Genomic DNA, 25,257 nt, shown 5'->3' with positions numbered 1-25,257 from the left:
CCTTTGGGATCCCACGAGGCCGGTCCCATTCCTGAAGGTTTTCGCCGTCACCTCGCCATGCGCATCACGCTTCTGAGCCTGCTGTTGCTCTCGGTCGTCGCCGCCACGCCGGCGCGCGCCGAGCTGCACATCACCCGCGACCACGGCGGCTATGTCGAGGAGTACAAAGCCAAGTACAAGCGCGTCCGCGAGAAGGGCGAGCGCGTCATCATCGACGGCATCTGCAACTCGGCCTGCACCCTGGTGCTCGGTATCGTGCCGATGAACAAGATCTGCGTGACGCCCCGCGCCAGCCTCGGCTTCCACCAGGCCTATTACGACAAGGCCTTCACCTTCGGGATCAAGGTCACCAGCGCGGAGGGGACGTCCGATCTGATGGCCTATTATCCCGACACGGTGAAGGACTGGATTCGCCGCAATGGCGGGCTCACCACCGACATGAAAAAGATCAAGAACGGTGTCGAGCTCTGGAAGATCATCGATCCCTGTCCCGAAGAATGGTGAGCGGCTGAGCCGTCACTGTCCGTCGCAGCGCAGCATCGTCCGTACGAAATTGGCCTAAATTCGCATTGCCGCATGGGCCGCCGGTGGGGCAATGAGGGCGGCAATGAATAATAATCAAGAAGCCCTGACCGCCCGCGCCGCGCCGATCCTGTTCGTCCTGCTCTGGAGCACCGGCTTCATCGGCACCAAATACGTCATCAACAACGCCGACCCCTTGACCTACCTCGCCATCCGCATGGCGATCGTGGTCGGCCTGATGGCGATCATCGCCGCAATCGCGCGACCGAAATGGCCGGACGGTATCGGCATCGCGCACAGCGCGGTTGCCGGCATTCTCGTCCATGGCTTCTATCTCGGCGGCACTGCGATCGCGATCGCGCACTCAATTCCGGCCGGGCTCTCTGCGCTGATTCCGGGCCTTCAGCCGATCCTGACCTCGACCATCGCTAACCGCTGGCTCGGCGAGAAGGTGACGCCGGTGCAATGGGCAGGCCTGATGCTTGGCCTCGGCGGCGTGGTGCTGATCCTGCACGGCCGCCCCATGACCGGCGAAGCCGGGCTCGGCTGGCTCGCCTCGGTGGTCTCGCTGATCAGCATCACGCTCGGCACGCTCTATCAGCGCCGCTACTGCAACCACATCGACTGGCGTGCCGGCAATCTCGTGCAATATGTCGCCGTGACGATCTTCTTCGCGGCCGGTGCCTTCCTGTTCGAGGACCGCGTGGTGCATTGGACGCGGGAGTTCATGCTCGCGCTGGCCTGGCTCGCCGTGGCGCTCTCGATCGGGTCGATCGGGCTGCTGTACTGGCTGATCCGCAACGCCGCCGCCACGTCGGTTGCGAGCCTGTTCTACCTGGTGCCCGCCGTCACCGCGCTGATGGCCTATCTGCTGTTCGGAGAAAAGCTCGATGCGCTGGCGATCGCCGGCATGATGATGTGCGCGGCAGCGGTGTTCGTGGTCAACCGACGCTTCTAGCGCCGGCAGGCCGGGCCGCTGGAATACATCCCTGACGTGCGCGGCATGTTCGTGCTAGGGTCGGCGTATTTCAGTGTCCCTTTCACAGGTGGTTTTCCATGAAGAAGGCGAGACGCGCACTGCTCGGCAGGTCCCTGAAGCCGGTCCGGATTGCCTGCATCAACTACGCGGAGCCGACGATCAGCGGCCGCAAAATGGCCAAGCTCACTGCGGCGCTCCAGAAATGCTACGACAAGCACTTCCTGCCGGTGTGGGGCTATCCGGGTCGACCTTTATGTCACCGAAAGGCCGAAGCCGAGCGATTGGCAGCTGGTCTACTTTGACGAGGCCTCCCACAAGAACATGCTCGGCCGCCATGAGCTGACGTATCGTCGCCAGCCGATCTCAAAGATCTTCGTCAAGGCGCTGGGCAGCGAGCCGGTCAGCGTGGCGGCCTCGCACGAGCTGTTCGAGATGGCGCTCGATCCCATGGCCAATCTCTGGGCCGACAAAAATCCGAACACCCAATATGCCTATGAGGTCTGTGACGCCGTGGAGGAGGATACCTTCTCCGTCGCCGGCTTTGAGATGTCTAACTTCGTCTATCCGTCCTGGTTCGAACCGTTCAAGCATCCCCGAGGCACCAAGTTCGACCACAAGGGGACACTGACGGAGCCGTTCTCGATGACCGAGGGCGGCTACGTCATCAAGCGGGTCAACGGCCGGAAGGTGATCAAGGCGTTCGGCTCGCCTGAGAAACGGCGGAGCTTCGCCAAGGAGGACCGGCGCGGCCATCGCAGCGAATTTCGCGATCCGCAAGGCGAGCATCACCCCGGCCGGCGCGCAGCCAGGAGGCGAGGGTAGGGTATCGCTGGAGCTGTCTCCGGGCGCGTCCGCACCCAGAGACGTGAGCGTTGCGATCAGCGCTTGGCCTTCCTGGCCTTCTTTTTCGACTTGGCGGCTTTCTTCGTCGCCTTCTTTGCAGTTTTCTTGGCCGCCTTCTTCGACGACTTCTTTGCAGCCTTCTTCGAAGTCTTCTTCGCAGCCTTCTTGGCTTTCTTCTTGGAAGCCTTCTTCGGCGCTACTTTCTTCGTGACCTTCTTGGCGACTTTCCTGACCTTCTTCACCGCAGTGACAGCGGCGTCCTTGGTCGCTTCCACGGCGGCGGTGATCGTGTCCATCGCCTGTTCGGTGATCGGCTTGTCGTCGTCCATATCGTCCCCCCACGGTTTGCATGGAGCGATGACGATAGCGAGTTTCATAGTTGTGTCAAAGCAACGCTCAACCGCCATCGAAATTCGCTTGGAGGTTTTCGGTGGCGAGATTGGGATGGTCGTGGAGCAGGTGCCGGCAGAACTCGCGCCAGCCAAGCTCGGTCAGACCAACCTCCTGGCGCTGAATGCCACCATCGAAGCCGCGCGCGCGATGCCGGCCGCGTTTTTGCGGTGGTGGCCCAGTTTTTGCGGTGGTGGCCCAGGAGGTCAAGACGCTCGCCGGCCAGACCGCCAAGGCCACCGACGAGATATCGAACCAGATCGCCAGCATGCAGCTTGCGACCCAGCATGCAGCTTGCGACTGAGGAATCGGTTGTCGCATCAAGGCGATCAGCCAGACCATCAAGCGCAGCAGCGGTATCGCCGGCTCGATCCCGGCTGCGGTCGAGCAGCAGAAAAGCGCGACCCACAACATCGTGGTCAGCGTTCGCGCGCCGGTATCGGGCACGGCCGATGTCGCCGTCAACGTCCGTGACGCCGCCGAGGGGGCGAACGAAACGGGCGAGACGTCCAGCCGGATGTTCGCTTCCGCCCAGGCGCTGTCGGGCGAGAGCCTGCATCTGAAGGCCGAGGTCGACGGCTTCCTCGACCGCGTCCACGCGGCGCGAGGGCTCTAACGTCGTCATTCCGGGTCGGTGCTGACGCATCGCCCGGAACGACGTTTGGGTTATTTCGGCTGCGGCACGATCCGGATGTAGGGCTTCGGTTCCTTCCAGCCCTGCGGGTAGATCGTCTTGGCCTCGTCGTTGGAGACTGAGCCCGCGATGATGACGTCGTCACCCTGCGACCAGTCGGCCGGGGTTGCGACGCGATGCTTGGCGGTGAGCTGGAGCGAGTCGATGACGCGCAGGATTTCCTGGAAGTTTCTGCCCGTCGTCATCGGATAGACCAGCACCAGCTTGATCTTCTTGTCCGGGCCGATCACGAAGACGTTGCGGACGGTCTGGTTGTCGGCGGCCGTGCGGGTGAGGGGATCACCCGAGATCGCGGCCGGCAGCATGCCGTACAGCTTGGACACGTTGTAATCGGTGTCGCCGATCATCGGGTAGTTCGGAGCTGTGCCTTGCGTCTCCTTGATGTCCTCCGACCATTTGGAGTGACGGTCGACCGGATCGACCGAGAGGCCCATCAGCTTGACGCCGCGCTTGTCGAATTCCGGCTTCAGCTTGGCGAGCACGCCGAGCTCGGTCGTACAAACCGGCGTGAAGTCCTTTGGATGCGAGAACAGCAGCGCCCAGCTGTTGCCGATCCAGTCGTGGAACTTGATCTTCCCTTCGGTGGTTTCGGCTTCGAAGTCGGGTGCGGTGGCGCCGATCGGAAGTGTCATGGTTCTACCTCATCGAATTGAATTTACTTGAGAATTCATCCTTGGCCGTCACCATCAGTATAGGGTCTTCGCGACCTCAAGTGAACGCCAACTGAACCGCTTCAAGTAAAATGTGAATTCCTTCTTTGAAGGCCTGATGTCCTAGCACCTTTTTGTTACAGCGGCGCCTGCGGCGAAACATCTCCACCGGGGCCACACGGGCCCGATTGCCCCGATAAAGCCTTTTATGACTTCCATCACGCTCGCCCGGCGCTTCCTAGAACCTAAACGGTCTTGGCAGCGACCAATTGGCAACCATCTAGAAAAGTCGTGATCCCCGTATCGAATCATTAACCACCCCTTTACGCCGGCGTGAAAATGCTGGCCGATCAGAAGAAATCTGGAAGTGAACTATGTCTGCCGCTGCGCATACGTCTGTTGAGTCGCCGTCCCTCGAACCGTCCTGCCGCGATACCTCGGCCCACGCACTGACCATCGTGCGCGACGGCGTGATCACGGGCGAAGGCCCGACCACCAAGGGGAGGGTGCACTTCTCCCGCGCGCTCGATGCCGATGACACCGCCTGGTGCGCCCGCATCCTGACCGCCACAGCCGTCAACGACCAACCGATCAGCCGCGCGGAAGCCGAAGCGCTGTTCGAGATCAACGAAGCCGCAACCGAACGCACCGATGGCGGCCGGTTCGACGACCTGCTCGCCAAGGCGGTGGCCCATTATGCCGCGAGCGCCTCGGGCCTGAAGGTGCCGCCGCGCAGCGTCGCGCTGTCTGCCGAGTCCGATATCGAAGGCTGGGCGCCGTCCTATGCCTCCAAGGTCAACAGCGAAATGCTGGAGTGGATTGCCGGCCAGATGCGCGGCAAGCGCCAGAACAACCGTCGCCTGATGGCGATGGTGGCGACCTTCCTGGGCGCCACCGCGCTGCCTCTGGCGGGCCAATTGCCGAACGTGTTCGACATCGGCATGTAAAGTCCGGGCATATAAAGTCCGGTCATGTAAGATCCGGGCATGTGAGAGTGAGATGAGATTGTCGCGCCCCTTGCGAGGCGCGAGAGGCAACGGTGGGGTTATTTCCCCGCCGTTTTTTGTTTGCCGGTGTCCGGCTCGAGGCCGAGCGTGCGGCCCGGGAAACCGGCAGTGTCGAAATAGCGCTGGCTGCCGACGCGCTGGAAATTGAGCAGGGTCTGCAGGCCGTTCTCTGACTTCTTCGACTTCTCAACCGCCTTGTATGCCTTCGGAATGATGCCGTTGAGCAGGGCCTCCGACATCACCCGGCCGACCAAGCCGCCGTTCTGCGTGCCGCGCAGGCCCATCAGTCGGGCGGCCGTCATGCCGACGTCGGCATTGCTGACCGGAATCTCGCTGACGTAGCCGGCCTTGAAGTCCGGTCCGATGGCAGCCATGAAGTTCATGGTGTCGCCGCGGCTGAAGCTGCCATGCATGCCCTGGCCCTGGCGCAGCACGGTGTCGGCGACGTGCACCGAGCAGTTGGTCGGCGCCTCGCCGCAATCGCTGGCGTAGGATCGGAAGTTGACGACGATTGCCGGCGTCGGCGTTGCTGCCTTGCCGCGCAGACTGACGCTCGACAGTGGCAGCGTGCCGGGGAAGCGGCCGAGGGAGTCGTCGACGAACATGCCGGAGACGTAGTCCTGCTCGAGCAGCACCTTGACGGTTTTAGCCGCCAGCTTCTTGTCCTTGTTCGGCAAATAGATCAGGTCGGAGCCGCCATTGGTGGCGACGACGAGATCGGGCTTTTCCGGATCCTTGCCGAGCACGCCGTTGCCGGCCTTGGGATGCTTGTTGCCCTCGACCTTGGCATTCTTGTTGTTGGGGTCGAACAGCGGCAGGTCGAGCGCCTTGGCGAGGTCGAGCGCCAAAAAGCCCATCGGAAGGAAGTCCTTCGGCGTGTCGTCATAGCTGACCTTGGTCGAGGGGCTGGTCTTGCTTTCCTTCGAGATGGTCGAGAAGCCGTGGTCGGCCTGGACCATGATGTTGGTGTTGGCGGCAAGGCCGAGCTCGTCCAGCGCCTTGCGGAGCTGGGCGAGGTTGTTGTCGGCATTCTTGATGCCGGCCATCGAGGTCGGCCCGTTGATGCCGGGCATGATCTGGTTGAGGCTGTCGCCAGTGTTGTGCTGACTGCCGTCGGGGTCGCGCGACCAGAACACCAGCACGAATGGCTTGTTGCGCGCCTTGAACATCGGCAGCACGACCTTGGCAGCGACGTCAGCGAAATAGGCCTGCTGGGCGACGTTGGCGACCGTGGTGCCCGGCGTCTTGGCGTCGCCGGCCTTGCTGTTGTCGCCGCGTGGCGGCGTGGCGATGGGGAGCCCGGCCTTGGTCAGCGCAGCCTTGACCTCGTCGGACAGCGCCACGCCGTTCTTGGCACCGGTGGCATCGTCGAACACGATCGAATGCAGGCCGGTCTTTTCGGGTTTGTCAGTGTGATCGAACTGATAGGTCGGGCCATGCTTGCCAAGGGCCGCCGTGCTGTAGCCCTTGTCGCGGGCCAACTTCAGGATCGTGTCTTCATTGAGATAGTCGCCCTTGAAATGCTCGTCGATGTCGCCGAGCACGGCGTCGTTCTCGATGAAAGGGACTACGGTGTCGCCGGCGGGGACGGACGTGTAATTGGTCCAGATCGTGTTGGAGAACACACCGGTATCGCCGAGATAGTGCCCGGTCGACATCGCCGAGCCATTGGCCATGGTGAAGGTCGGGAACAGCGAATGCGAGTTCTTGAAGTTGACGCCCTTGTCGCGGATTTCGGCCATGGCGGGGGCGGTCTCCGGTGTGACCTTCAGTGCCCGCAGACCGTCCGGAATGAACAGGATCAAATTACGTGGGGTGTTGTTCTCGGCGGAGGCACGTCCCGTCGAAAGCCCGGTGGACAGCAGTGTCAGTCCGGCTGACAGCAACACCAGTGAACGGCGCATAAAGTCTCTCCCTGCGAGGCAGCTTGGCCGCCAACCGCGGCCCCCGGCTTCGTTTAGTTTCGCTGTATGACGGTCTTGTTACAAGAGCGGAGCGGCATGCAAAGAAGGGCAGGGACCGTCCGCGTGTCCCGGACGCGCTGCAACGCCTCCTCGCCTTGCTGCGCAGAGCCGGGATCCAGAAGACCGCGCACTCGCTGCTGCATGGGCCCCGGCTCTGCAACGCACCGCGAAGGGGCGCTGCGCTGCGTCCGGGGGCACGAGCTCGTTGTTGAATAACTGACATGGGCTTGCATCCTCGCGGCGTGTTGCGCCCGAGCTTTGCTTCGTCGCTTCACCCTCAATTGAAAGAGGGTGCAGGGAAGACCGGGAGCCGGCTGGCTCCTATTGATCCGCTATGCCAGGAGCAGATTGCGCTACATTGCACAGCGGGAAACAGGGCAACCGGAGCATCCCGGCCTTCCCTGCGCAATGGTTGGAACGGCTTATGTCGTGCTCTCCCCGGGGAGCGATGCACTATTGCCCCCGTCGCCCTGCGGATCGCTGATGCGCGCGGTCCGGTCGGACAGCACACATCACCGCAAGACTTGGCGCACAGACCCCGGGCGCCAGGACGACACGATTTGGCCGTACGCCGATCACACCGGTCGTGCGCGCGACGCCTTCGCTCACGGCTCTCCGCCCTGCGAAACCATTCGCGCCGATGTGATCGGCGTCCACTGCCGCCCGGCCCGCGTTCGTGACGATCGCGATACGCCCCTCTTCCTTGGGCCGGAGTGAGTAATTCCTAACAAAATCCGAATTCTAATAAAGCGAAATATTTTGTCGTCGTTCCGTTGACCCCGCGCTTGGGATGTTTCGCCCGACGCGACACAAGGGATTGTGGCCGGCAATCAATCCGGCGCGGTCGGCACCCGCGTCGTCCGTGCGAGCGCCTGGACCCGCCCTGTCGTCGAATAGCCGCCGCCATCGGCAGTTCACCCGGTGATCGAAAGTGAGGTGCAACATGAGGACGAGAACGGCACGTCCGTCATTACCCAGAGCGGTGGTCTGGCGCAGGTCTAGGTCAAGATCGAGAAGGAGACCGGGCGCACGACGGTTTATCGCCGCAGCGGTAGAAACACTGCCATCGTGACACAGGGCACTGGAAATCCGCAGGACATGCCGGACTGGCTGCGCAAGTAGCAGGGCCGCTGACGCACGAAGGCCCATCGTCCGTCATGGACGATGGGCCACATCGTGAAGGGCGTTACCAGTTGCGATAGACGCCGGTCAGGGTGCCGTTGTTGTTGCCCTCCGGGCCGACATCGCCCTGCGTCGAGCTCGGCGCCGGATGGTTGGTGCCGTTGAGCGCGCCGTACGGTCCGGCCGGATAGTACGCGCGTGGCTGAACCGGTTGGTAAGCGGGGGCGGTGCGGTCCCATCCCACGCGCGGTCCGTTCCAATCATAGCCCTGGGCCGAGGCGGCCGTCGTGCCCGCGACGAGCGAAGCCGTGATCAGGCAGAGGAGTTTTGAGTTGTTCCGCATTCGAGATGCTCCTTGCTTGTGTCGCGAGACAACGGCCGCAGTGCGGGAGCGTTCCGGACGCGATCGGCGGAAGCGATCAACTCCGATCAACTGGTTATGAAGTCCGCGGAACAAGTGCGACATCAGCCCGGAATCCCGCGCGTCTTGCCGCAGCTTGTTCCCCGTTAATCCCGTGCCTTAACCAACAATTAATTATACGTTTGCGGGTGGGCGACAGCCCGGCCTAGCGTGCGGTGGGGAGCCGTTTTCGCGAAGCCAAACGAGTTGGTGCGTATCATGATGTCCAGATCACAACACGGGGCCTTGCTTGCCTCGCTCGGCGCAGCCGCGCTGCTCCTTGCCCCCAGCGCCAGTTTTGCCAGACCCGGCGGCGCCGTCGCGCACGCCCACGCGCCGTCCGGCCCGGTGGCGCGTCCGCCGATTGCGCCAGGCGCCCGTTTCCGCGGCCGTAACACACCCTGGGTCTATTGGCCGGGCGGTGGCGGGTTCTTCTATGACAACGCAGGCTACGGCCAGCCTTTCGCCGATTCCGGCCAACCCGTCTCCAGCGACGTGCGCTACACCTATACGTACGACGTTCCCTGGGACTGGACGCATCGCTTCCCGCCGAACGTGGTGCCGTCCGACCGGCCCTATGTGCCGAGCTGTCCGACCGAGCAGGTGACTGTGCCGGGTCGCGGCGGCGGCGAGCATACCGTCAACATCATGCGCTGCTACTGAGCGGCGCATTTCCCTCAGCTAGCCCAGCTCAAAACTCGTCACGCCGAAGACGCGGTCGATCCGCAGCGGCGGGATCGGCCCTGTGTACATCCGCGCCGTCTCGAACACCGGCGCGAGGCCGAGCGATTCCGCGAGCGCAATCGCCTCGCGATTGACGGCGGGAACGTCGAGGAAGACTTCGCCGTCACCCGTACTTGCCAGCAAGGCCTGCGCGATCGCTTCCGCCGCCGCGCGGTCGTCGGCAACGAGCGGGCCGATCTTGCGGCCCGTCCGGCACGGCCGGATCACACCCCATGCCGCGAGCTTGCCGTCGCGCAGAAGCGCGCGACCGATATGTCCCGACGTGTCGATCCAGGCACGCAGGAAGCCGGCGCGCGGGGCCGGGAAGACCGTTGCATCGTCGGCTTCAACACGCGCGAACGGGATCGTGTCGAGCGCAATGACATCGGCGGGCGGCCTCAGTGGCGCGGCGACGATGCCGCCATAGCGGATATTGGCGTAGGCGAGCTGGAAGCCGGATTTTTTGTAATTATCCTGCTGCGCCACGACGCCATCAAGGCCGATCACGCGGGTGCCCGCATGCGCGATCGCCGCGTTCCAGATGCGCAGCCCGTGGCCTCTGTCGCGAAAATCCGATCGCACGATGTAGAAGCCCAGGAAGGCGAAGCGATCATCGTAGTTGACGCAGGAGACGGTCGCGACCGGCTCGCCGTCGATCTCGCCGACGAAGAAGCCTTTCGCGTCCGGGATCGCGAAACAGGCGGCATCGGAGAGGCCCGGATTCCAGCCTTCGGCCGCGGCCCAGTCGGCGGCGATGGACATCTCCTCCGGGCGCAAATTGCGGATCTGCAAATCGCTCATCTTTCAAATTGCTCGCGACGGTGGACCTGCCGGCAGGTCCGGCGGTAGAAGGCCTCATGATAGGCCGGGCCTGCGGCTCGCCTCAACGATATCACAGAGGATGATCGATCATGGCAGCAGAGAAGGTCGCACTCGTTACCGCCGGCGGCAGCGGCATGGGGGCAGGGGCTGCGCGTCGGCTCGCAGCCGACGGCTTTCGCGTCGCCATCCTGTCCTCCTCCGGCAAGGGCGAGGCGCTGGCAGCCGAGCTCGGCGGGTTAGGGGTTACCGGTTCCAACAAGTCGAACGACGATCTGAAGCGGCTTGTCGACGGGGCGCTTGCGCAATGGGGACGCATCGACGTGCTCGTCAATAGCGCGGGCCATGGGCCCCGCGCGCCGATCACGGAGATCACCGACGAGCAGTGGCATACCGGCCTCGACACTTATCTGCTCAACGTGATCCGTCCGACGCGGCTGGTGATGCCAATCATGCAGGCGCAGAAGGCCGGCGCCATCATCAACATCTCGACTGCCTGGGCGTTCGAGCCCAGCGCGATGTTTCCGACGTCCGCCGTGTTCCGCGCCGGCCTTGCCGCCTTCACGAAGATCTTCACCGACACCCATGCCGCCGACAACATCCGCATGAACAATGTGCTGCCGGGCTGGATCGACAGCCTGCCGCAGACCGATGCACGCCGCGACAGCGTGCCGATGCAGCGCTACGGCAAGGTCGAGGAGATCGCCGCGACGATCTCGTTCCTGGCGTCCGATGGCGCGGCCTACATCACCGGCCAGAACATCCGCGTCGACGGCGGACTGACGCGTTCGGTCTGAGACGCGGAGAATCGAATCGCGTTTCGCGCTCTTGTCGTAATGCGACACGGGCGTGCGTCGTGCGCCGCGGATCAGGGATCACGCGTGGCCCTTGGGTCACACCCGTCGCGCGTTCGCGCGCCGCACGGCTCACATTACGTCACAGTCCCTATGAACTTCGCCGCAGCCCAAGACGGCACGGGACCGGCGGCGTATGCCCGATCTGCGCCGGACGCCTTCCGCCCGCGCGCATTCGAAACGCGAGATCAATCGCGTGAGGCAAGGAGACTGGAATGAAAAAGTTTTTGCTGGCGGTTGCTTCGGTCGGCTCGGTTATCTTGGGCCCCGCATCCCGTGCAGGCGGCCGATCTCGCGGCGCAATACACCAAGGCGCCCATGATGGCGCCGGCCTACAACTGGACGGGCTTTTACGTCGGCGGCAATGTCGGCGGGCAGTGGGGCAGCGCCGATCCGACCACCTCGACCGTTTTCGATCCGCCCGGCTATTTCGCGGCCAGCAGCGTCCCTGCCATCAACGCGGTCGGCGCCCAGGGCGTCAACAGCTCCAGCGTGACCGGTGGCCTCACCGCAGGCTACAACTGGCAGGTCAACCACGCCGTGCTCGGCCTCGAAGGCGACATCAACTATTTCGGCGTCAAGGGCAGTGCGACGGGTTCCGCGGTCTATCCCTGCTGCGCCCCAACCGGCTTCACCGTGTCCTCGCAGGTCTCGGCCGACTGGCTCGCCACGATCCGCGGCCGTATCGGCTTCCTCGCGGCGCCGACCTGGCTGCTCTACGCCACCGGCGGCGCGGCGATCGCCGAGGTGAAGGGTAATTTCAACTTCACCGACACGTTCGCTGCGGCGACGGAGTCGGCGGCGTTCCGCGACACACGCCTCGGCTGGACCGCAGGTGTGGGCACCGAATATGCCGTCGGCGGCGGCTGGTCGCTCAAGGCGGAATATCTCTATGTCGATCTCGGACGCAGCGCCGTGACCAGCACCAATCTGCTTGGCGGCGCATTTCCGGCCAACGTCTTCACCCACTCGGTCGATCTCAAATCGAACATCGTGCGCGTCGGCGTGAACTACAAGTTCGGCGGACCGGTCGTCGCCAGGTACTGAGCTTCCCGTTCCGATCCTGGCGTGGAAAGCCCCGGCCTGGCCGGGGCTTTCCGTCTTGAGGCTCAGCCTGCGTGCGAAGCCACGAGGCGCGCCAGCGCGGGCAGGATCTTGTAGCGTGCGATCTCGTGCGGATATTCACCCCGGTTAGCGAGCAGGACGATGCCGATCCGCCGCGCCGGCACGAGGCCGATATAGCCGGAGGCGTTGTTGAGCCCGCCCGGCTTGTCGACGACGCTGACGCCCGGAAGACGCACCGCCTCCCAGGCCATTCCCTGGCCAAACTTCTCGTCGACGCGGAAGATCTCGTGCTGTGTCATCCGCAATGCCTCGCGCAAGTGAGGGTCGATCAACCGCCCGTCGACGCAGGCCGCAACGAGTGTCGCAAGATCCCGCGGCGAAGAAAACATCTGGCCCGTGCCGGGAAAATCGAAATAGCTTTGCTGGTCGCCGATCGGGCCGATCGCCATGCCTTGATCCGAATAGCCCTGGACCGCGCGGTGCATCCAGGCCTCGTCCATGACGGCACGGCTATCCTCGCCGCGTTCGGGCACGGAGGTCGCATTCATGCCGATCGGCTTGAGGATGCGCTGTTCGAACAGGGCAGCGATCGGCGTGCCGTAACAGCGCTCGAGCACGAGCTGAAGCAGCACGTAACCGGCGTGGCTGTAGACGCGCTGCTTGCCGGGCATCTCGCCGGCCTGCGGTCTCCAATTGTTGAACATGTCGATGAACTGCGCGCGCGTAAAAGTCCCGTCCGGCCAGGGCGGATGGTCGGTCGGCAGCAGCATGCCCGAGGTGTGCGTGACGAGTTCGCCGACGGTGACGCGGCGGATATAGTCGCCGGTGAGCTCTGGGAGATGTTTCGGCAGATGATCGCCGAGCCGCAACTCGCCGCGGAGGGTGCCGAGCGCGACCAGCGTCGCCTCGAACGGCTTGCGCAGGGAGCCGAGATTGAACAGCGTGTCCGGCGTGACCGGCCTTTGCGTGGCGTCGTCGGCAAAGCCGTAGTTGAAGAACTCGACATGGCTGCCGGCATAAAGCGCGGCGGCAAGGCCGCCCGGCTGGTCCGGCGTCGCGGTCGGCGCCAGCTCATTCGCGACGATGTCGCGCATCTGCGCGATCATGTCGGAATCTGCCGCGGCGCGGTGCGGCCACGCCAGCGCGACCGGAACGAGCGCCGCCCGGGCGAATGCCCGCCGGGTGAGGTGCGATGAGGTGACAACAGACGGCACGGCCCTGACGCAGGATGCGATGCGCCCCCGGTCTCTTTTAACGGGAAGGGCCGTGCCTCCCTATTCACGATTGCGCGTGGTGGGTTCCGCCTGTGGAGCCTCCGAAAAGATTACTTAGCTTATGAGCTAACAATTCTTGACGCCGGATGGTGGCAGCCCTATAATTAGCTCCATGGCTAACCAATTGTCCCGGCTCGACCAGGTCTTTTCCGCACTCGCCGATCCCACCCGGCGGGCGATCGTGATGCGGCTCTGCGGCGGCGAAGCGTCGGTCGGTGAACTCGCCGATCCCTTCGAGATGGCGCTGCCGAGCTTCATGAAACACATCCACGTGCTGGAGACGAGCGGGCTCGTTCTGTCGGAGAAGTCCGGCCGCGTGCGCACCTGCCGTCTCAGCCCGGACGCGCTCGTCGGAGCGGAGGACTGGTTCCAGCAGCAGCGCGCGATCTGGGAGGCGCGGCTCGACCGCTTCGAGGCCTATGTGATGAAGCTGAAGAAAGACAAGGAGAGGGCGGGCGCCAAACGGCCGTCCAACAGGACAACCGGCAAGACAACCAAACGGAAAGGTTCCGAGTGATGACGAATTCTGCCAATCCCGCCCTGTCGCAATGGTCGCTCGACCGCGAGATCGTGATGTCGCGTGTGATCGACGCGCCGCGCGATCTGGTGTTCGAGGCGTGGTCCGACCCGAAGCATCTGCCGCAATGGTTCGGGCCGAAGGGTTTCAAGCTCGAGACCTTCGAGATCGACGTGCGCGTCGGCGGCGTCTGGCGCTTCAACATGATCGGCCCCGACGGCACCGTCTATCCGAACCGCATGCGTTTTCGCCGCATCGAGCGGCCGTCTTTGATGGAGATGGACCACGGCACCGACCAGGATGAGGATCCCGGCCTGTTCCGCTTCACCGTCACTTTTGCCGAGCAGAGCAACGGCAAGACGGTTCTGATGATGCGGCAGCTGGCATCGAGCACGGCGCAGCGCGACGGCATGATCAACTTCGGTGCGGTCGAATACGGCTACCAGACGCTGGACAAGCTCGCCGCGTATGTCGGTGGGATGAAGAGCTGAAGGAGGCCGCGCGGCCCGCCTGCCGCGCGCTCACTCCTCATGGCCGGGGCTAAACCCGGCCATGAGGGAGATGACAGAATTGGGCCACCCCTTACCGAACAGCGTTACTCCTTCGCCTCATCCGTCACGATGCCGCCGAGCTTCTGCCAGCGCTGGCCGTCGAATTGCACCATCTGGAACTGCTTGTTGACGCGATAGTCGGTCGGGCTTGTCGTCACGGAAATCCCTGGCAGGGTCAGGTCGAGCTCGATGTTCCGGAGATTGGCGGCCTGACGCATCACGTTCTCGCGGGTGAGATCGTCGCCGCATTGCTGCAGCACCTGCACCAGGAGCTGGGACGTGATGTAGCCGTAGACGTTCAGGTTCGAATCCTTGTCGCCGTCCGGATAGTACTTGGCCATGAAGGCGAGATAGCGTTTCATGCCGGGATCGTCCTTCCACTCGGGATCGGCGGAATCCTTGACATAGCCGACGCTGACGACGCCCTTGGCGTTGTCGAGTCCGGCGGGTTTCAGCACCGCGCTGACCGAGGAGGCGTTGATGTCGATGATGTGCAGCGGCTTCCAGCCGATTTCGGCGACCTTCTTGATCGCCTGCGCGGCCTGTTTCGGCGTCGTCGCGCTGAACAGCACGTCGGCACCTGCATCCTTCAACCGCAGGATCTGCGAGTCGATGGTGGGCTCGGTGATCTCGTAGGACGTCTCGGCCACGATCATCTTCGCCTTGTCACCGAGACCTGCTTTGAAGCCGGCGAGGTAATCCTTGCCGAGATCGTCGTTCTGATAGAGCACGCCGATCCTGGCGTTCGGATAGTTCTTCAGAAGATATTGCGCGTAGATGCGGCCCTCAACGAGGTAGGAAGGGTTGAAGCCCATGGTCCAGGGGAAGTTCTTCGGATCGGTGAAGCGCGCCGCGCCCGTTGCCGCGAACAGCTGTGGGACCTTCTTGGCGTTGAGATATTTTTGCACGGCGACATTCGGCGCCGTGCCGATGATCTGGAAGGTCAGCAGCACCTCGTCGCTTTCGACCAGCTTGCGGGTCTGCTCAACCGTCTTCGGAGGCGAATAGGCGTCGTCATACTGAATCAAGTTGACCTTGCGGCCGTTCACGCCGCCCAGATCGTTGATCATTTTCATGTAGGCTGCCTGGGTCTTGCCGATCACGGCATAGGCCGAGGCCGGACCGCTGAGCGGGACGGTCTGGCCGACCTTGATCTCCGTGTCGGAGGCGCCGGGATCGTATTTCTTTTGCGCCTGTGCGGTCGGGATCGACAGCGCGAGAACGAGCGCGGATGCCGCGGCGCGTTTGATAAGTGCGTTTTTCATTTCCATTCCCTGTTCGTGACCGTCACTCGCCCTTGAGGCCCGCCTCGCGGATCAGCCCGGTCCATTTCTGCGTCTCGTTGTCGATGAACTGGCCGAACTCGGCCGCGGTGCCGGCGCGCACTTCGAGGCCCTGTGCGGTCAGCTTGTTCTTGATCGCCGGCTCGGCGAGCGCGCGCAAAACTTCGGCCTGCAGTTTGTCGACGATGGCGCGCGGCGTCGTCGATGGCGCCATGAAGCCGTACCAGCCGGCGGCAGCCACGTTGGGAAAACCCTGCTCACGCAGGGTCGGCGCTTGCGGATAGAGCGCGCTGCGTTCGGCCGAGGCGACGCCGAGCACGGTGAACTTGCCGCTCTGGATGTAGGGCAGGGCGGTCGGCAGCGCCGTCAGCGTGGCATCGACGCGGCCGGCGAGCAGCTCGGTGTAGGACGCCGCATCGCCACGGAAGGGAATGTTGAGACCATTGACGCCGGCGTCCCTGAACAGGAGTTCGCCGGCAAGATGCGGCTGCGAGCCGGCGCCGGGTGAGGCGAAGGTCAGTCCGTCCGGTTTCGATTTGCCGTAGGCGATCAATTCGGGAAGCGTCTTGAACGGCGCGTCCGCGCTGATGATCAGGAACAGCGGCGCGATCACCGCCATCGCGACCGGCTGTAGATCCTTGCGGTCGTAGGTCAGCTTGCCGAACAGCGCTTCGGCGGTGGCGTAGGGCGCCGCGACATAGAGCAGGGTGTAGCCGTCGCCCGGCGCATGCGCGACCGTGTCGTTGGCGATGCGCGTGCCGGCGCCCGGCTTGTTTTCGACGATGAATTGCTGGTGCAGGTTGCGGCCGAACTCTTCGGCCAGCAGCCGCAGCGAAATGTCGTTGGAGCCGCCGGGCCCGTAAGGCGAGATCAGCCGCACCATGCGCGACGGCCAGGCGTCCTCAGCGTGCGTGGAGAATGGAAGTGCGGATAGCGAAAGGGCGAGGGTGCCCAGGAATGTTCGCCGTGTGACGGTCATGATGGCCTCCCGGTGGAGCGCCAATTGTCGTGTTCATCGCCTGGCGCTCTTCTTGTTTTGCTTTGGTGTCTCGATCGGTCCCGCGGCGCCCACGATGGCGCGGATGCTGTCGGCAAGGGCGGCAATGCGCGGGCCGATCTCGCTCTCCAGCTGGCTGGGTTGGAGCCGGAACGCGGGAATGCCGCAATTGATCGAAAAGGCCTGCCTCGCCTCGCTCGCATGAAACAGCGGCGCGGCGACGGCATGGATCGAAGCCATGTACTCGCCGAAGCAGGTGCAGAAGCCGCGGCTGGCGCATTGGGCGAGGCCAGCGCGGTATGTCCCGCGGAAGGCTGACCACAACTCGGTGTCTTCGCTCGCGATGCGCTCTTCGAGCAGCGCGGCATCAGCCTGCGGCAAGGTTGCCGCCGCGGCACGGCCCATCGCCGTCATCACCACGGAAATGGGCATCCCGATGTCGGGGACGTGCGGGCCCACGTCGCCGGAACGCGCGGTCTCGACATAGATCATGGAGGTCGCATCGAGCAGGCCGATCGAGACCGTGCCGCGCACGCTCTGCGCCAACTCCTGCATCATGGGCCGCGCGACCTGACGGAACTGCATGTCGGCGAGCAGCGGATGCGCCATGCGAAGCGCCCGCGCGCCGACGCGATATTTGGCGCGTTCGGAATCGTAGCGGAGGTAGCCGAGCTCGGCGAGCGTATGTGTCAGCCGCGCCACCGTCGGCCGCGGAATCCCGGTCAGCGTCGACAGCTCCATGTTGCCGAGCTGCGTCGCCCCCGCCTTGAACGCCTCGAGCACCACGAGGCCTTTTGCCAGCGTCGTCGCAAACGCGGCGTCATCGGCGCTCGAAGCCAGCACGGCGGCGGCGGACGAGGAAGCGCGGATCGGTTTGGACGCGGTTCGAGCCATGCATGTTTAATGAACCTGGTTAGGCCCGTTGTCCAATAGATTCAGAAAATACGTACTTGTGTCCACTATACGGACGATCGGCGGTTGCTTCGGCCGGGACAAAATGGACGCGACGATCACTGCAGCAACACAGATTTTTGTCGCGATTCCGTAGTTTGTCGTGACAGGATTATTACGATCAGACGTCATATCGATTACGGCGGAGCGCTTCATGTTGCAGTGGCAGGCAAGGTCAAATCCCCTCGCGTGGTGGTGGGGGTCCCTGACGCTGGTCAGTGCTGCCAACATTCTCGTCTGGTTCATGCTGTACCGCGAGTTCTACCCGACGCCTGCCGGCAGCATCAGTGGCGGCTCCGACATCGGGCTGATGTTCCTGCTCTGCGCGGGTTATGTCTTCGGCTGCGCCTTCCGCTCGTTCCTGCCGCGCGCCGACGTGCAGCGCATCTGTCTGTTCGACACATGGCTCTCCAGCATCTTCGTCGGCCGCACGGTCGCGACCGTGGCCGAACTGTGCTTCGTCGCGCAATGGGCGATCATCCTGCATCAGCTCGGGATCATGACGGGCGCCGAGACGGTGGTGAACATCGCGTGGGTGATCGTGCCCATCATCATCATCGCGGAGTGCTTCTCCTGGTACGCGGTGGTGACGACCAACTTTCTCTTCAATGCGATCGAGAATTCATTGTGGGCGGTGACATTCTTCCTCGCGGGCATCGCGCTGTGCCGGCTGATGCCGGAATTCCAGGGGCCGGTGCGTTGGGCGCTGATTGCCGGCATCGTCGGCATCGCCTGCTTCCTGGCCTTCCTCGTCACCGTCGACGTGCCGATGTATCTCAGCCGCTGGCGGGCCGGGCATGAAGAGGGTAACCGATTGCTCGGCTTCCTCGAAGGCCTGCATGACGTCTCGACGCGGTGGGTCGTGACCCACGACATCGCGCACTGGAAGGGCGAGCTGACCTGGATGTTCCTGTATTTCACCGCCGCCGTGTGGTCGAGCCTCGCGCTCTGTGCGCTCTACGCGATGGAAGGCTATCTCACGCGCTATCTCGCTTGACGGCTTATTTGCCGACCAGACCGCACTTGCTGCGTTCAAGCGGGCGGAAGGCCTGGTCGGGCGGGATGGTTGCGACCAGCTTGACGAAGTCCCACGGCCCTTTTGATTCCTCCGGCGTCTTGACCTGCACCAAGTAGAGATCGTGTATCATGCGCTGGTCCTCGCGGATGCGCCCATTGGGCGTGTAAGCGTCCGAAACGGGCGTCGCCTTCATCTTAGCCATCACCGTCGCGCTGTCGTCCGAGTCGGTATCCTTCACGGCCTGGAGATAGTGGCGCACGGCGGAATAGACCCCGGCCTGGATTTGTGACGGCATCGCTTTGCGGCGAGCGAAGAACGCATCGGAGAATATCCGGGCTGCCGGCGAGACGTCCTCGAAGAACGACGTGACGATGAGATCGCCGCGCGTCGCCTTTAACCCGACGGCCTGGATATCGACGTTTTGGAACGACATCGGCACGATTTTCATGCCTTGGTCGGCAAGGCCGAATTCTTCGGCCTGCTTGATCGCGGTGGCGTTGTCGCCGGCGACGTTGATTGCCAGGATTTTTGCGCCCGAGGACTGCGCCTGGAGCAGGAATGAACTGTAGTCGGGCGTGCCGAGCTGCGCCTTGACGCTGCCGGCGACCTTGCCGCCAAGCGAGATGATGCGTTCGCGGGCGGTTGCCTCGATCGAGTGGCCGAAGGCATAGTCGCCGGTGATGAAGAACCACGGCTCCTTGCTGGTCTGCATGACGCCGGAGACCACGGCGGTCGCGGTCGAATAGGCGTCCTGGGTCCATTGCACGCTGCTCGGTGCACAGGCTTCATCGGTGAGCTGGTTGGCGCCGGCGCCGGAGATGAGGAAGATTTTCCCGTTGCCGCGCACCAGTTCCTGCACCGCGAGCGCGGCACCGGAGCTGCCGCCGTCCGCGATCGCCTGCACGCCGTCGCTGAACCATTTGCGGGCGAGCGATGCGGCGAGGTCCGGCTTGTTCTGGTGGTCGGCCTGCAAGATCTCGATCGGTTTGCCGTTGATCTTGAAGCCGAACTCCTCCGCCGCCATCCGCGCCGCCTCGGCCGAGCCCGGGCCCATCGCGGTCGCGAATATCCCGTTCATGTCGGTGAGGACGCCGATGCGGACGACATCGCCCTTGATTTCCGCGTGCGCGGTGGCGCCTGCGAGCGCCAGCGCGATCAGCAGGATAGCAGTCGATGTCGTACGAAGCGTGCTCATGGGTTTCCCGATCCTGTTGTCGTTTTGATTGATTGGTGCCCGCGGTCAGGCCGGTTCGGCGATGACCTTGTTGCGCAAACTTCCGATGCCGGAGATCTCGACCTCGACGGTGTCGCCGGGACGCATCCACAGTGGCGGCGTGCGCTTGGCGCCGACGCCGCCGGGGGTGCCCGTGACAATGACGTCGCCGGGGACGAGCGGGCAGATCGCCGAGATGTAGGCGATCAGCTCGGGTATCGCGGTGATCAGGAGATCCGTGGTGGTGTCCTGCACGACGGCGCCGTTCAGGCGCGTCTGCAACGTCAGCTTCGACGGATCGGGGATCTCGTCCGTCGTCACCAGCCACGGGCCGAAACTGCCGCTCTCCGCAAAGGTCTTGCCGGAGAGGAACTGGCTCGTGTGCCGCTGCCAGTCGCGGACGCTGCCTTCGTTGTAGCAGGAATAGCCGGCGATGTGGTCGAGCGCGCGGCTCGCGGGGATGTGACGGCCTTCCTTGCCGATGACGAGCGCGAGTTCGCCTTCGTAGTCGAAATCGTCGCTGACTTTCGGCTTCACGATGGGCTGGAGGTGTCCGACCTGGCTGCAGGGAAAACGCACGAACAGCGCTGGCTTCTCGGTAACGGTGCGCTCCGTTTCGGCAACGTGGTCGCGATAGTTGAGGCCGACACAGATGATCTTTCCGGGATCGGGAATGACGGGCGCGAAGGTGATCTTGTCCAGTGGATGATCGGGCGCCGCGGAAACGGCGAGCTTTGCCGCCTCGGCAACGCGATTGGTTTCGAGCAACTGCCGCAGATTGGTGCAGCCTGCCATGCGTGCGCCGAGATCGACGACGCAATTATCCCTGACGGCTCCGAAGGAGGGATGTCCGTTGGCAATAAAGGAGAGCAGCTTCATGAGATATCCTTGAGAGAAGTCGGTCAGGCCGCGGACGGCACGTGGGTTGGCGTGATGGCGGCAATGAGCCGGTCGAGCTCGGTGTCGTTCCGGGCGGTGCCACGGACGTAGCGGTCGGGGCGAACGAGCGCGGCAATGATGCCGTGCTCGCGCAGCCATGGCCCGACGCCTTCGGCGTCGTCGCTGATCAGGATGTCGATTCCTGCCTGCGTCAGAGCCAGACGTGACGAGAGCGTGGCCGCGCTCTCGACGAGCAGCACGTGGCTGTAGCCGATCCGGTCGTCGCCGCGGCGGCCGTCTTTCAGCTCGAACTGCGGCGCCAGATGTCCGGCAAGAGCCAGATCGCCGAGCGCAAGGCCGGGGCCGAGCAGGGGCTTTTTGACGTGCAGTTTGACCGGTGCATTCTCGCGGGCTTCGCCGGAAGCAAGGCCCGCTTCGATCGCCTTGGTGTTGATGACGCCGCCGAGCCGGATAGCGAGCTCGATGAACTCGCGCACGTGCGGCTGGCGCTCGCGCTGATAAGTGTTGAGCAGATTTGCCTCCGCCCGTCCGTGCAGGACCGCGGCGAGCTTCCAGGCAAGGTTAGCGGCATCTCGAATGCCTGCGCACATGCCCTGACCGAGGAAGGGCGGGGTCTGATGTGCGGAGTCGCCGGCGAGCAGCAGCCGACCGCTCCGCCATTGCTGCGCGATGACGGAATGAAAGGTGTAGACCGCGGCGCGCTCGAGTTCGGCATCCTCGGGCGTGATCCAGCGCGACAGCAGCTCCCATACATGTGCCGGCTGCGCCACATCGTGGGAGTCCTCGTCCGGGAGTACCGTAATCTCCCAGCGCCGCCGCGTGCCTGTGCCGCGAACATAGGTCGCCGGCCGGCGCGGATCGCAATGCTGGATACTATAGTCGCCGAGATCGTCGCGGTCGCGCTTGAGCAGCACGTCGATCACGAGCCAGCGCTCGTGGAAGCCGAGATCGTCCAGGCCTGAGCCGATGAAGCGGCGCACCAGAGATCGGGCACCGTCGCAACCGATGACATACCCGGCGCGGACTTCGCTCAGCTTCCCGTTGGAAAGGTCCTCGTAACGGACGCGCACGCCGGTCTCGTCCTGATCCAGCGCGAACACCTCGCAGCGGCTGCGCAAGGCGACGTGCGGCCAGCGCGCGAGACCGGCGATCAGCTCGTCTTCCAGGTCGGGCTGGTGGAAGCGATAGCTGAGATTCCATCCCATCGGCGTCAATGTCTGTGGCCGCGACCAGTCCAGCAGCATCCGGCCGTCGGCGTCGAGAAAGAGCATGCCGGGGCTGAGGATGACATGCGGCAGGATCGCCTCGGCGAGGCCGATGGTCTGGAACACCCGCATGCATTCGTCGTCGAAATGTACTGCGCGCGGCAGATGATAGGTCCGCGCCTCGCGCTCCAGCACCAGCGTCCGTACGCCGCACAAGCCGAGCAGGTTGGCGAGCGTGGTCCCGACCGGGCCGCGGCCGACGATCACCACGTCAAACTCTTCGGGGGCGGATTTATCTTGCATAGGGGTATCTCTTCCCCCAGCGATGCCGCCGCATCAACGCCGCCGTGCCAAGTGTCCGCCCAGCGGACGGCCTTGCCTAGATCTCGAGCGGAATGGTGGACGCCGTCTCCCGAAGTTGCGCCGCAAACTGTGCGACCGCCTCCTCGATCCCCAGCGCCGAGCGGATCCAGATGATCGAGATGCAGCCGAACACGGCGCCATTGCGCACGATAGGGACGGCGATCGAGGCGGTCTTGGGATTGTATTCGCCCTCGCTGCGGATCGCGTAGCCCCGCGCTTGCGTCTCGGCGATCATTCGGTCGAGGCGGACTTCGTCGAGGAAGGGGCGATCGTCGGCCTCGTCGATCCGGCGCAAATGATTGACGATTAGCTCGCACTCGCGCGCGGGGCATGCGGCGAGATAGGCGCGGCCCGCCGAGGTCCGCAGCATCGGCAGGCGCTTGCCGATCATGCCGCGGTCGATCGAGAGCGGGCTGCGCGAATGCGTGGTCTCCTGCACCACCATCGCGGCGTTCTCGTAAGTCGAGAGATCGACCGGCCAGACCAGGGTCTTGCTCAGCTCGGCGAGGAAAGGTGCCGCCGCCTGGCAGATCACTACGCCGGGATCGTAGCCGTCACCAAGGCTGAGCGCTCGCCGGGTTACGCGAAAACGGTCGTCGCTGGCGCTGCGGGCGACATAGCCCAGTTCCTCTAGTGTCGCGAGCAGGCGGTAGACGGTCGGGCGAGGCAGGTCGAGCGCGCGCGCCACGTCGCCGGCGCGGATGCCGCCGGAGCGGTTGACTTCATGCAGCACGTCCAGCCCGCGCTCGAAGGCGCGGACGCCCTCAGACTGCCGCGGCTGACCGTTCCGCGTCCGCTCCTTGGACACTTCGCATTTCCTCCCTTGTGGCCTGCAGCCTCGCGACTATCGTCTTTGCGAACGCGAAGCGATTGCGGGCACCACCGTAGGATGGCGCGCGGCCGGTATCAAGTTCGCCGCAGTGGGGCGGACGCGGTGCCTCGGGAGGACGTCTATGGAAATCACCGCGCTCGGGTATATCGGGATCAACTCGTCGCAGCTCGACCAGTGGGACCGGATGGCGACCGGGCTGCTCGGCATGCAGCAGGTCGATCGCGGCGGCAACATGCGCGCCTTCCGCATGGACGATCGCAAGCAGCGGCTGATCGTCGATGGCAGCGGCGATGCCGGCCTTGCGGTGATGGGATGGGAGGTTCTGTCGACCGCCGAATTGAACCATTTGGCCGGCCGGCTGGAAAGCCATGGGGTCAGGGTGACGCGGGGATCGCGCGCGCTGGCCGACGAGCGGCATGTCGCCGAGCTGATTGTGTTCGGCGATCCCGCCGGAAACCGGCTCGAGGCCTTCTCCAAACCGGAGCTTGCGACCGAGCCGTTCAAGCCGGGACGGCCGATCTCGGGTTTCCGCACCGGTGCGCTCGGCATGGGGCACGTCGTGCTCAATGTCGAGGACGTCGAGCCGCTGGTGCCGTTCTATCGTGACGTGCTCGGCTTCCATGTCTCCGATTTCGGCCTCAAGCCCTACGGACTTTATTTCTTCCACGTCAACGGCCGCCACCACTCCTTCGCAATGGTTGGCTCGGGGCGGAAGGCGCTGCACCATTTCATGGTCGAGGTCGGCAGCCTCGATGATGTCGGGCAGGGCTACGACCTCGCGCAACTGGACGACGGCCGCGTCGCCTACACGCTCGGACGGCACACCAACGACCACATGACGTCATTCTACGTGAACACGCCGTCCGGCTTCTTCATCGAATATGGCTGGGGTGGGCGCGTGATCGAGCCTGCGACCTGGCAGCCGCACGAAACCTTTGACGGTCCGTCGCTGTGGGGCCACGAGCGGCTCTACATGCCCGAGGAGCAGCGCAAGCGCCTGCGCGACATGAGACTGGATGCAGCGTCGCGTGGCGTTCGTGTGGCCGACCCCCGCGTGCCGCCGCTGAACTGCGCGTGGCTGGATTCAGTGGTCGCGCGCGAATGATCCGCGGCCTCGCGGCAATGATGTGACATCCAAGAAAGGACAATATGTTTGGGATCCTCCCGAGGGCATGCTTCGTGCTGCTCGCATTCGCCTCAGCTGCCTCGGCCGACCCGATCAAGGTCACACTGCTGGGCACCGGCGTGCCGACGCCGCGGCCGACCAGCTTCAGTGCCTCGACGCTGGTGGAGGCGGGCAGCGAAAAACTGCTGTTCGATCTCGGCCGCGGTTCGACGATGCAGCTCTACAAGCTGAAGATTCCTCTTGGCGCGATCACCGCCAACTTCATCACGCATCTGCATTCAGACCATATCGTCGGCCTTCCCGATATGTGGCTGACCGGCTGGCTCGCCACGCCCTGGGCATCGCGCAAGGGGCCGATGAAGCTTTATGGCCCTAAGGGCACCGTCGCCATGACGGAGAACCTGACCAAGGCGTTCACGGATGACATCCGCATTCGTATCGACGACGAGCATCTCGATCCGGTTGCGGCCACTTTCACGGCAAAGGACATCGGGCCTGGGCTGGTCTATGAGAACAACGGCGTCAAGGTCACCGCCATCGAGGTCGATCACGGCGACAAGATCAAGCCGTCTTTCGGCTACGTCGTCGCGTATGGCGGTCACAAGGTCGTGCTCTCGGGCGACACCAGGTACGATGAGCGCATCGCGACGGCGGCTGAAGGCGCCGATTTGCTGATACATGAGGTCGCGGTGATCGAGCCGGAGCTGTTGGTCAGGAATCCCGTCTACAAGGACATTCAGGCACACCACACCTCGCCCGAGGAAGCCGGCCGCATTTTTGCTTCCGCCAGGCCCAAACTCGCCGTGTACTCCCACATCGTGTTCGGCACGGTAAAGCCGGCGCCCGACATTCCGGAGGAGCCGCTGATCCTGCGCACGCGGACGGAATACAAGGGACCGCTCCTCGTCGGGCGAGACATGATGTCGTTCAGGATCGGCGACACGGTCGAGGCGTTTGCACCTGACGGAGCGAAGCTGGCGCCATAGCGCAGGGAG

At 64.0% G+C, this 25,257-nt stretch carries 25 protein-coding genes and 2 pseudogenes; 13 read left to right on the top strand and 14 right to left on the bottom strand.

Features of this window, described 5'->3' with window-relative positions; translation table 11 throughout:
• Positions 1-57 precede the first annotated feature (57 nt).
• The 3 genes and pseudogenes from ACVWW3_RS14515 (at position 58) to ACVWW3_RS14505 (ending at position 2,323) form a co-directional block, all read left to right on the top strand.
• Positions 58-504: a hypothetical protein gene (locus ACVWW3_RS14515; RefSeq protein WP_247445919.1), complete on the top strand. Its 447-nt coding sequence runs from the start codon at positions 58-60 to the stop codon at positions 502-504.
• 103 nt (positions 505-607) lie between these two features.
• Positions 608-1,480 carry a DMT family transporter gene (locus tag ACVWW3_RS14510; protein WP_456649525.1) on the top strand — a complete coding sequence of 291 codons (873 nt, stop codon included), beginning with the start codon at positions 608-610 and terminating at the stop codon, positions 1,478-1,480.
• Positions 1,481-1,578: 98 nt separating this feature from the next.
• Positions 1,579-2,323: pseudogene (locus ACVWW3_RS14505) on the top strand (hypothetical protein).
• Between the two features lie 56 nt (positions 2,324-2,379).
• Here the strand turns inward: ACVWW3_RS14505 and ACVWW3_RS14500 are convergent.
• Positions 2,380-2,673: a histone gene (locus tag ACVWW3_RS14500; protein WP_247348381.1), complete on the bottom strand. Its 294-nt coding sequence runs from the start codon at positions 2,671-2,673 to the stop codon at positions 2,380-2,382.
• A 67-nt stretch (positions 2,674-2,740) separates the two neighbouring features.
• The gene (locus ACVWW3_RS14495; protein ID WP_456649846.1) at positions 2,741-3,076 is read right to left on the bottom strand and encodes a hypothetical protein; all 336 of its coding nucleotides are present in this window, start codon (positions 3,074-3,076) and stop codon (positions 2,741-2,743) included.
• Between the two features lie 73 nt (positions 3,077-3,149).
• Here ACVWW3_RS14495 and ACVWW3_RS14490 point away from each other — a divergent pair, with 73 nt between their 5' ends.
• On the top strand, positions 3,150-3,350 hold the full coding sequence (locus ACVWW3_RS14490) for a hypothetical protein (protein WP_456649527.1): 201 nt from the start codon (positions 3,150-3,152) through the stop codon (positions 3,348-3,350).
• A 50-nt stretch (positions 3,351-3,400) separates the two neighbouring features.
• Here ACVWW3_RS14490 and ACVWW3_RS14485 read toward each other — a convergent pair whose 3' ends face one another.
• Entirely contained in the window at positions 3,401-4,060 is a 660-nt protein-coding gene (locus ACVWW3_RS14485) for a peroxiredoxin (protein WP_456649528.1), read from the bottom strand.
• A gap of 392 nt (positions 4,061-4,452) precedes the next feature.
• Here ACVWW3_RS14485 and ACVWW3_RS14480 point away from each other — a divergent pair, with 392 nt between their 5' ends.
• On the top strand, positions 4,453-5,025 hold the full coding sequence (locus tag ACVWW3_RS14480) for a hypothetical protein (RefSeq protein ID WP_456649529.1): 573 nt from the start codon (positions 4,453-4,455) through the stop codon (positions 5,023-5,025).
• 98 nt (positions 5,026-5,123) lie between these two features.
• On the opposite strand, the gene ACVWW3_RS14475 is transcribed toward ACVWW3_RS14480, so the two are convergent.
• Positions 5,124-6,989 (bottom strand): alkaline phosphatase family protein, encoded by a 1,866-nt coding sequence (locus ACVWW3_RS14475; RefSeq protein WP_456671994.1) that lies wholly within the window; start codon positions 6,987-6,989, stop codon positions 5,124-5,126.
• 1,246 nt (positions 6,990-8,235) lie between these two features.
• On the bottom strand, positions 8,236-8,514 hold the full coding sequence (locus ACVWW3_RS14470) for a hypothetical protein (RefSeq protein ID WP_247445915.1): 279 nt from the start codon (positions 8,512-8,514) through the stop codon (positions 8,236-8,238).
• Positions 8,515-8,790: 276 nt separating this feature from the next.
• Between ACVWW3_RS14470 and ACVWW3_RS14465 the strand changes: the two genes are divergently transcribed.
• On the top strand, positions 8,791-9,234 hold the full coding sequence (locus ACVWW3_RS14465) for a hypothetical protein (protein ID WP_456649530.1): 444 nt from the start codon (positions 8,791-8,793) through the stop codon (positions 9,232-9,234).
• An 18-nt stretch (positions 9,235-9,252) separates the two neighbouring features.
• Here the strand turns inward: ACVWW3_RS14465 and ACVWW3_RS14460 are convergent, their stop codons facing one another.
• Positions 9,253-10,095, bottom strand: a complete 843-nt coding sequence (locus ACVWW3_RS14460; RefSeq protein WP_456649531.1) for a GNAT family N-acetyltransferase — start codon at positions 10,093-10,095, stop codon at positions 9,253-9,255.
• Positions 10,096-10,205: 110 nt separating this feature from the next.
• Between ACVWW3_RS14460 and ACVWW3_RS14455 the strand changes: the two genes are divergently transcribed.
• Positions 10,206-10,910, top strand: a complete 705-nt coding sequence (locus tag ACVWW3_RS14455; protein WP_456649532.1) for an SDR family oxidoreductase — start codon at positions 10,206-10,208, stop codon at positions 10,908-10,910.
• Positions 10,911-11,182: 272 nt separating this feature from the next.
• Positions 11,183-12,014: pseudogene (locus tag ACVWW3_RS14450) on the top strand (outer membrane protein).
• A gap of 62 nt (positions 12,015-12,076) precedes the next feature.
• On the opposite strand, the gene ACVWW3_RS14445 reads toward ACVWW3_RS14450, so the two are convergent.
• Complete coding sequence (locus ACVWW3_RS14445; RefSeq protein ID WP_456649534.1) at positions 12,077-13,246, bottom strand: serine hydrolase; 1,170 nt, start codon at positions 13,244-13,246, stop codon at positions 12,077-12,079.
• Between the two features lie 172 nt (positions 13,247-13,418).
• Between ACVWW3_RS14445 and ACVWW3_RS14440 the strand changes: the two genes are divergently transcribed.
• Together ACVWW3_RS14440 and ACVWW3_RS14435 are read left to right on the top strand one after the other, a co-directional pair.
• A complete protein-coding gene (locus tag ACVWW3_RS14440; protein WP_456649535.1) occupies positions 13,419-13,823 on the top strand; it encodes an ArsR/SmtB family transcription factor in 405 nt (134 codons plus the stop codon).
• Positions 13,823-14,314, top strand: a complete 492-nt coding sequence (locus ACVWW3_RS14435) for an SRPBCC family protein (protein WP_247445907.1) — start codon at positions 13,823-13,825, stop codon at positions 14,312-14,314. Before ACVWW3_RS14440 ends, ACVWW3_RS14435 begins: the two co-directional genes overlap by 1 nt.
• A gap of 104 nt (positions 14,315-14,418) precedes the next feature.
• On the opposite strand, the gene ACVWW3_RS14430 is transcribed toward ACVWW3_RS14435, so the two are convergent.
• Genes ACVWW3_RS14430 through ACVWW3_RS14420 form a run of 3 tightly spaced genes read right to left on the bottom strand, consistent with a single transcriptional unit; the run spans position 14,419 to position 17,548 of the window.
• A complete protein-coding gene (locus tag ACVWW3_RS14430; RefSeq protein ID WP_456649536.1) occupies positions 14,419-15,639 on the bottom strand; it encodes an ABC transporter substrate-binding protein in 1,221 nt (406 codons plus the stop codon).
• A gap of 22 nt (positions 15,640-15,661) precedes the next feature.
• Positions 15,662-16,636 carry a Bug family tripartite tricarboxylate transporter substrate binding protein gene (locus ACVWW3_RS14425; protein WP_456649537.1) on the bottom strand — a complete coding sequence of 325 codons (975 nt, stop codon included), beginning with the start codon at positions 16,634-16,636 and terminating at the stop codon, positions 15,662-15,664.
• A 33-nt stretch (positions 16,637-16,669) separates the two neighbouring features.
• Entirely contained in the window at positions 16,670-17,548 is an 879-nt protein-coding gene (locus ACVWW3_RS14420; protein WP_456649538.1) for an IclR family transcriptional regulator, read from the bottom strand.
• Positions 17,549-17,759: 211 nt separating this feature from the next.
• Here ACVWW3_RS14420 and ACVWW3_RS14415 point away from each other — a divergent pair, with 211 nt between their 5' ends.
• Positions 17,760-18,602, top strand: coding sequence for a hypothetical protein (locus ACVWW3_RS14415; RefSeq protein WP_456671993.1), 843 nt, complete (start codon positions 17,760-17,762; stop codon positions 18,600-18,602).
• Between the two features lie 4 nt (positions 18,603-18,606).
• Here ACVWW3_RS14415 and ACVWW3_RS14410 read toward each other — a convergent pair whose 3' ends face one another.
• The 4 genes from ACVWW3_RS14410 to ACVWW3_RS14395 form a co-directional block, all read right to left on the bottom strand.
• On the bottom strand, positions 18,607-19,818 hold the full coding sequence (locus tag ACVWW3_RS14410; RefSeq protein ID WP_456649539.1) for an ABC transporter substrate-binding protein: 1,212 nt from the start codon (positions 19,816-19,818) through the stop codon (positions 18,607-18,609).
• A 45-nt stretch (positions 19,819-19,863) separates the two neighbouring features.
• On the bottom strand, positions 19,864-20,715 hold the full coding sequence (locus ACVWW3_RS14405; protein ID WP_456649540.1) for a fumarylacetoacetate hydrolase family protein: 852 nt from the start codon (positions 20,713-20,715) through the stop codon (positions 19,864-19,866).
• A 23-nt stretch (positions 20,716-20,738) separates the two neighbouring features.
• The gene (gene mhpA, locus ACVWW3_RS14400) at positions 20,739-22,244 is read right to left on the bottom strand and encodes a bifunctional 3-(3-hydroxy-phenyl)propionate/3-hydroxycinnamic acid hydroxylase MhpA (protein WP_456649541.1); all 1,506 of its coding nucleotides are present in this window, start codon (positions 22,242-22,244) and stop codon (positions 20,739-20,741) included.
• A gap of 76 nt (positions 22,245-22,320) precedes the next feature.
• Positions 22,321-23,112 (bottom strand): DNA-binding transcriptional regulator, encoded by a 792-nt coding sequence (locus ACVWW3_RS14395; protein ID WP_247445900.1) that lies wholly within the window; start codon positions 23,110-23,112, stop codon positions 22,321-22,323.
• A gap of 145 nt (positions 23,113-23,257) precedes the next feature.
• On the opposite strand from ACVWW3_RS14395, the gene ACVWW3_RS14390 reads away from it, so the two are divergent.
• Positions 23,258-24,241: a VOC family protein gene (locus ACVWW3_RS14390; protein WP_456649542.1), complete on the top strand. Its 984-nt coding sequence runs from the start codon at positions 23,258-23,260 to the stop codon at positions 24,239-24,241.
• 44 nt (positions 24,242-24,285) lie between these two features.
• The gene (locus ACVWW3_RS14385) at positions 24,286-25,248 is read left to right on the top strand and encodes an MBL fold metallo-hydrolase (RefSeq protein WP_456649543.1); all 963 of its coding nucleotides are present in this window, start codon (positions 24,286-24,288) and stop codon (positions 25,246-25,248) included.
• The last annotated feature ends 9 nt before the right edge of the window (positions 25,249-25,257 follow it).

It is taken from the genome of Bradyrhizobium sp. LM2.9, from assembly GCF_054056555.1.
This window is presented reverse-complemented; position numbering and strand designations above follow the sequence as displayed.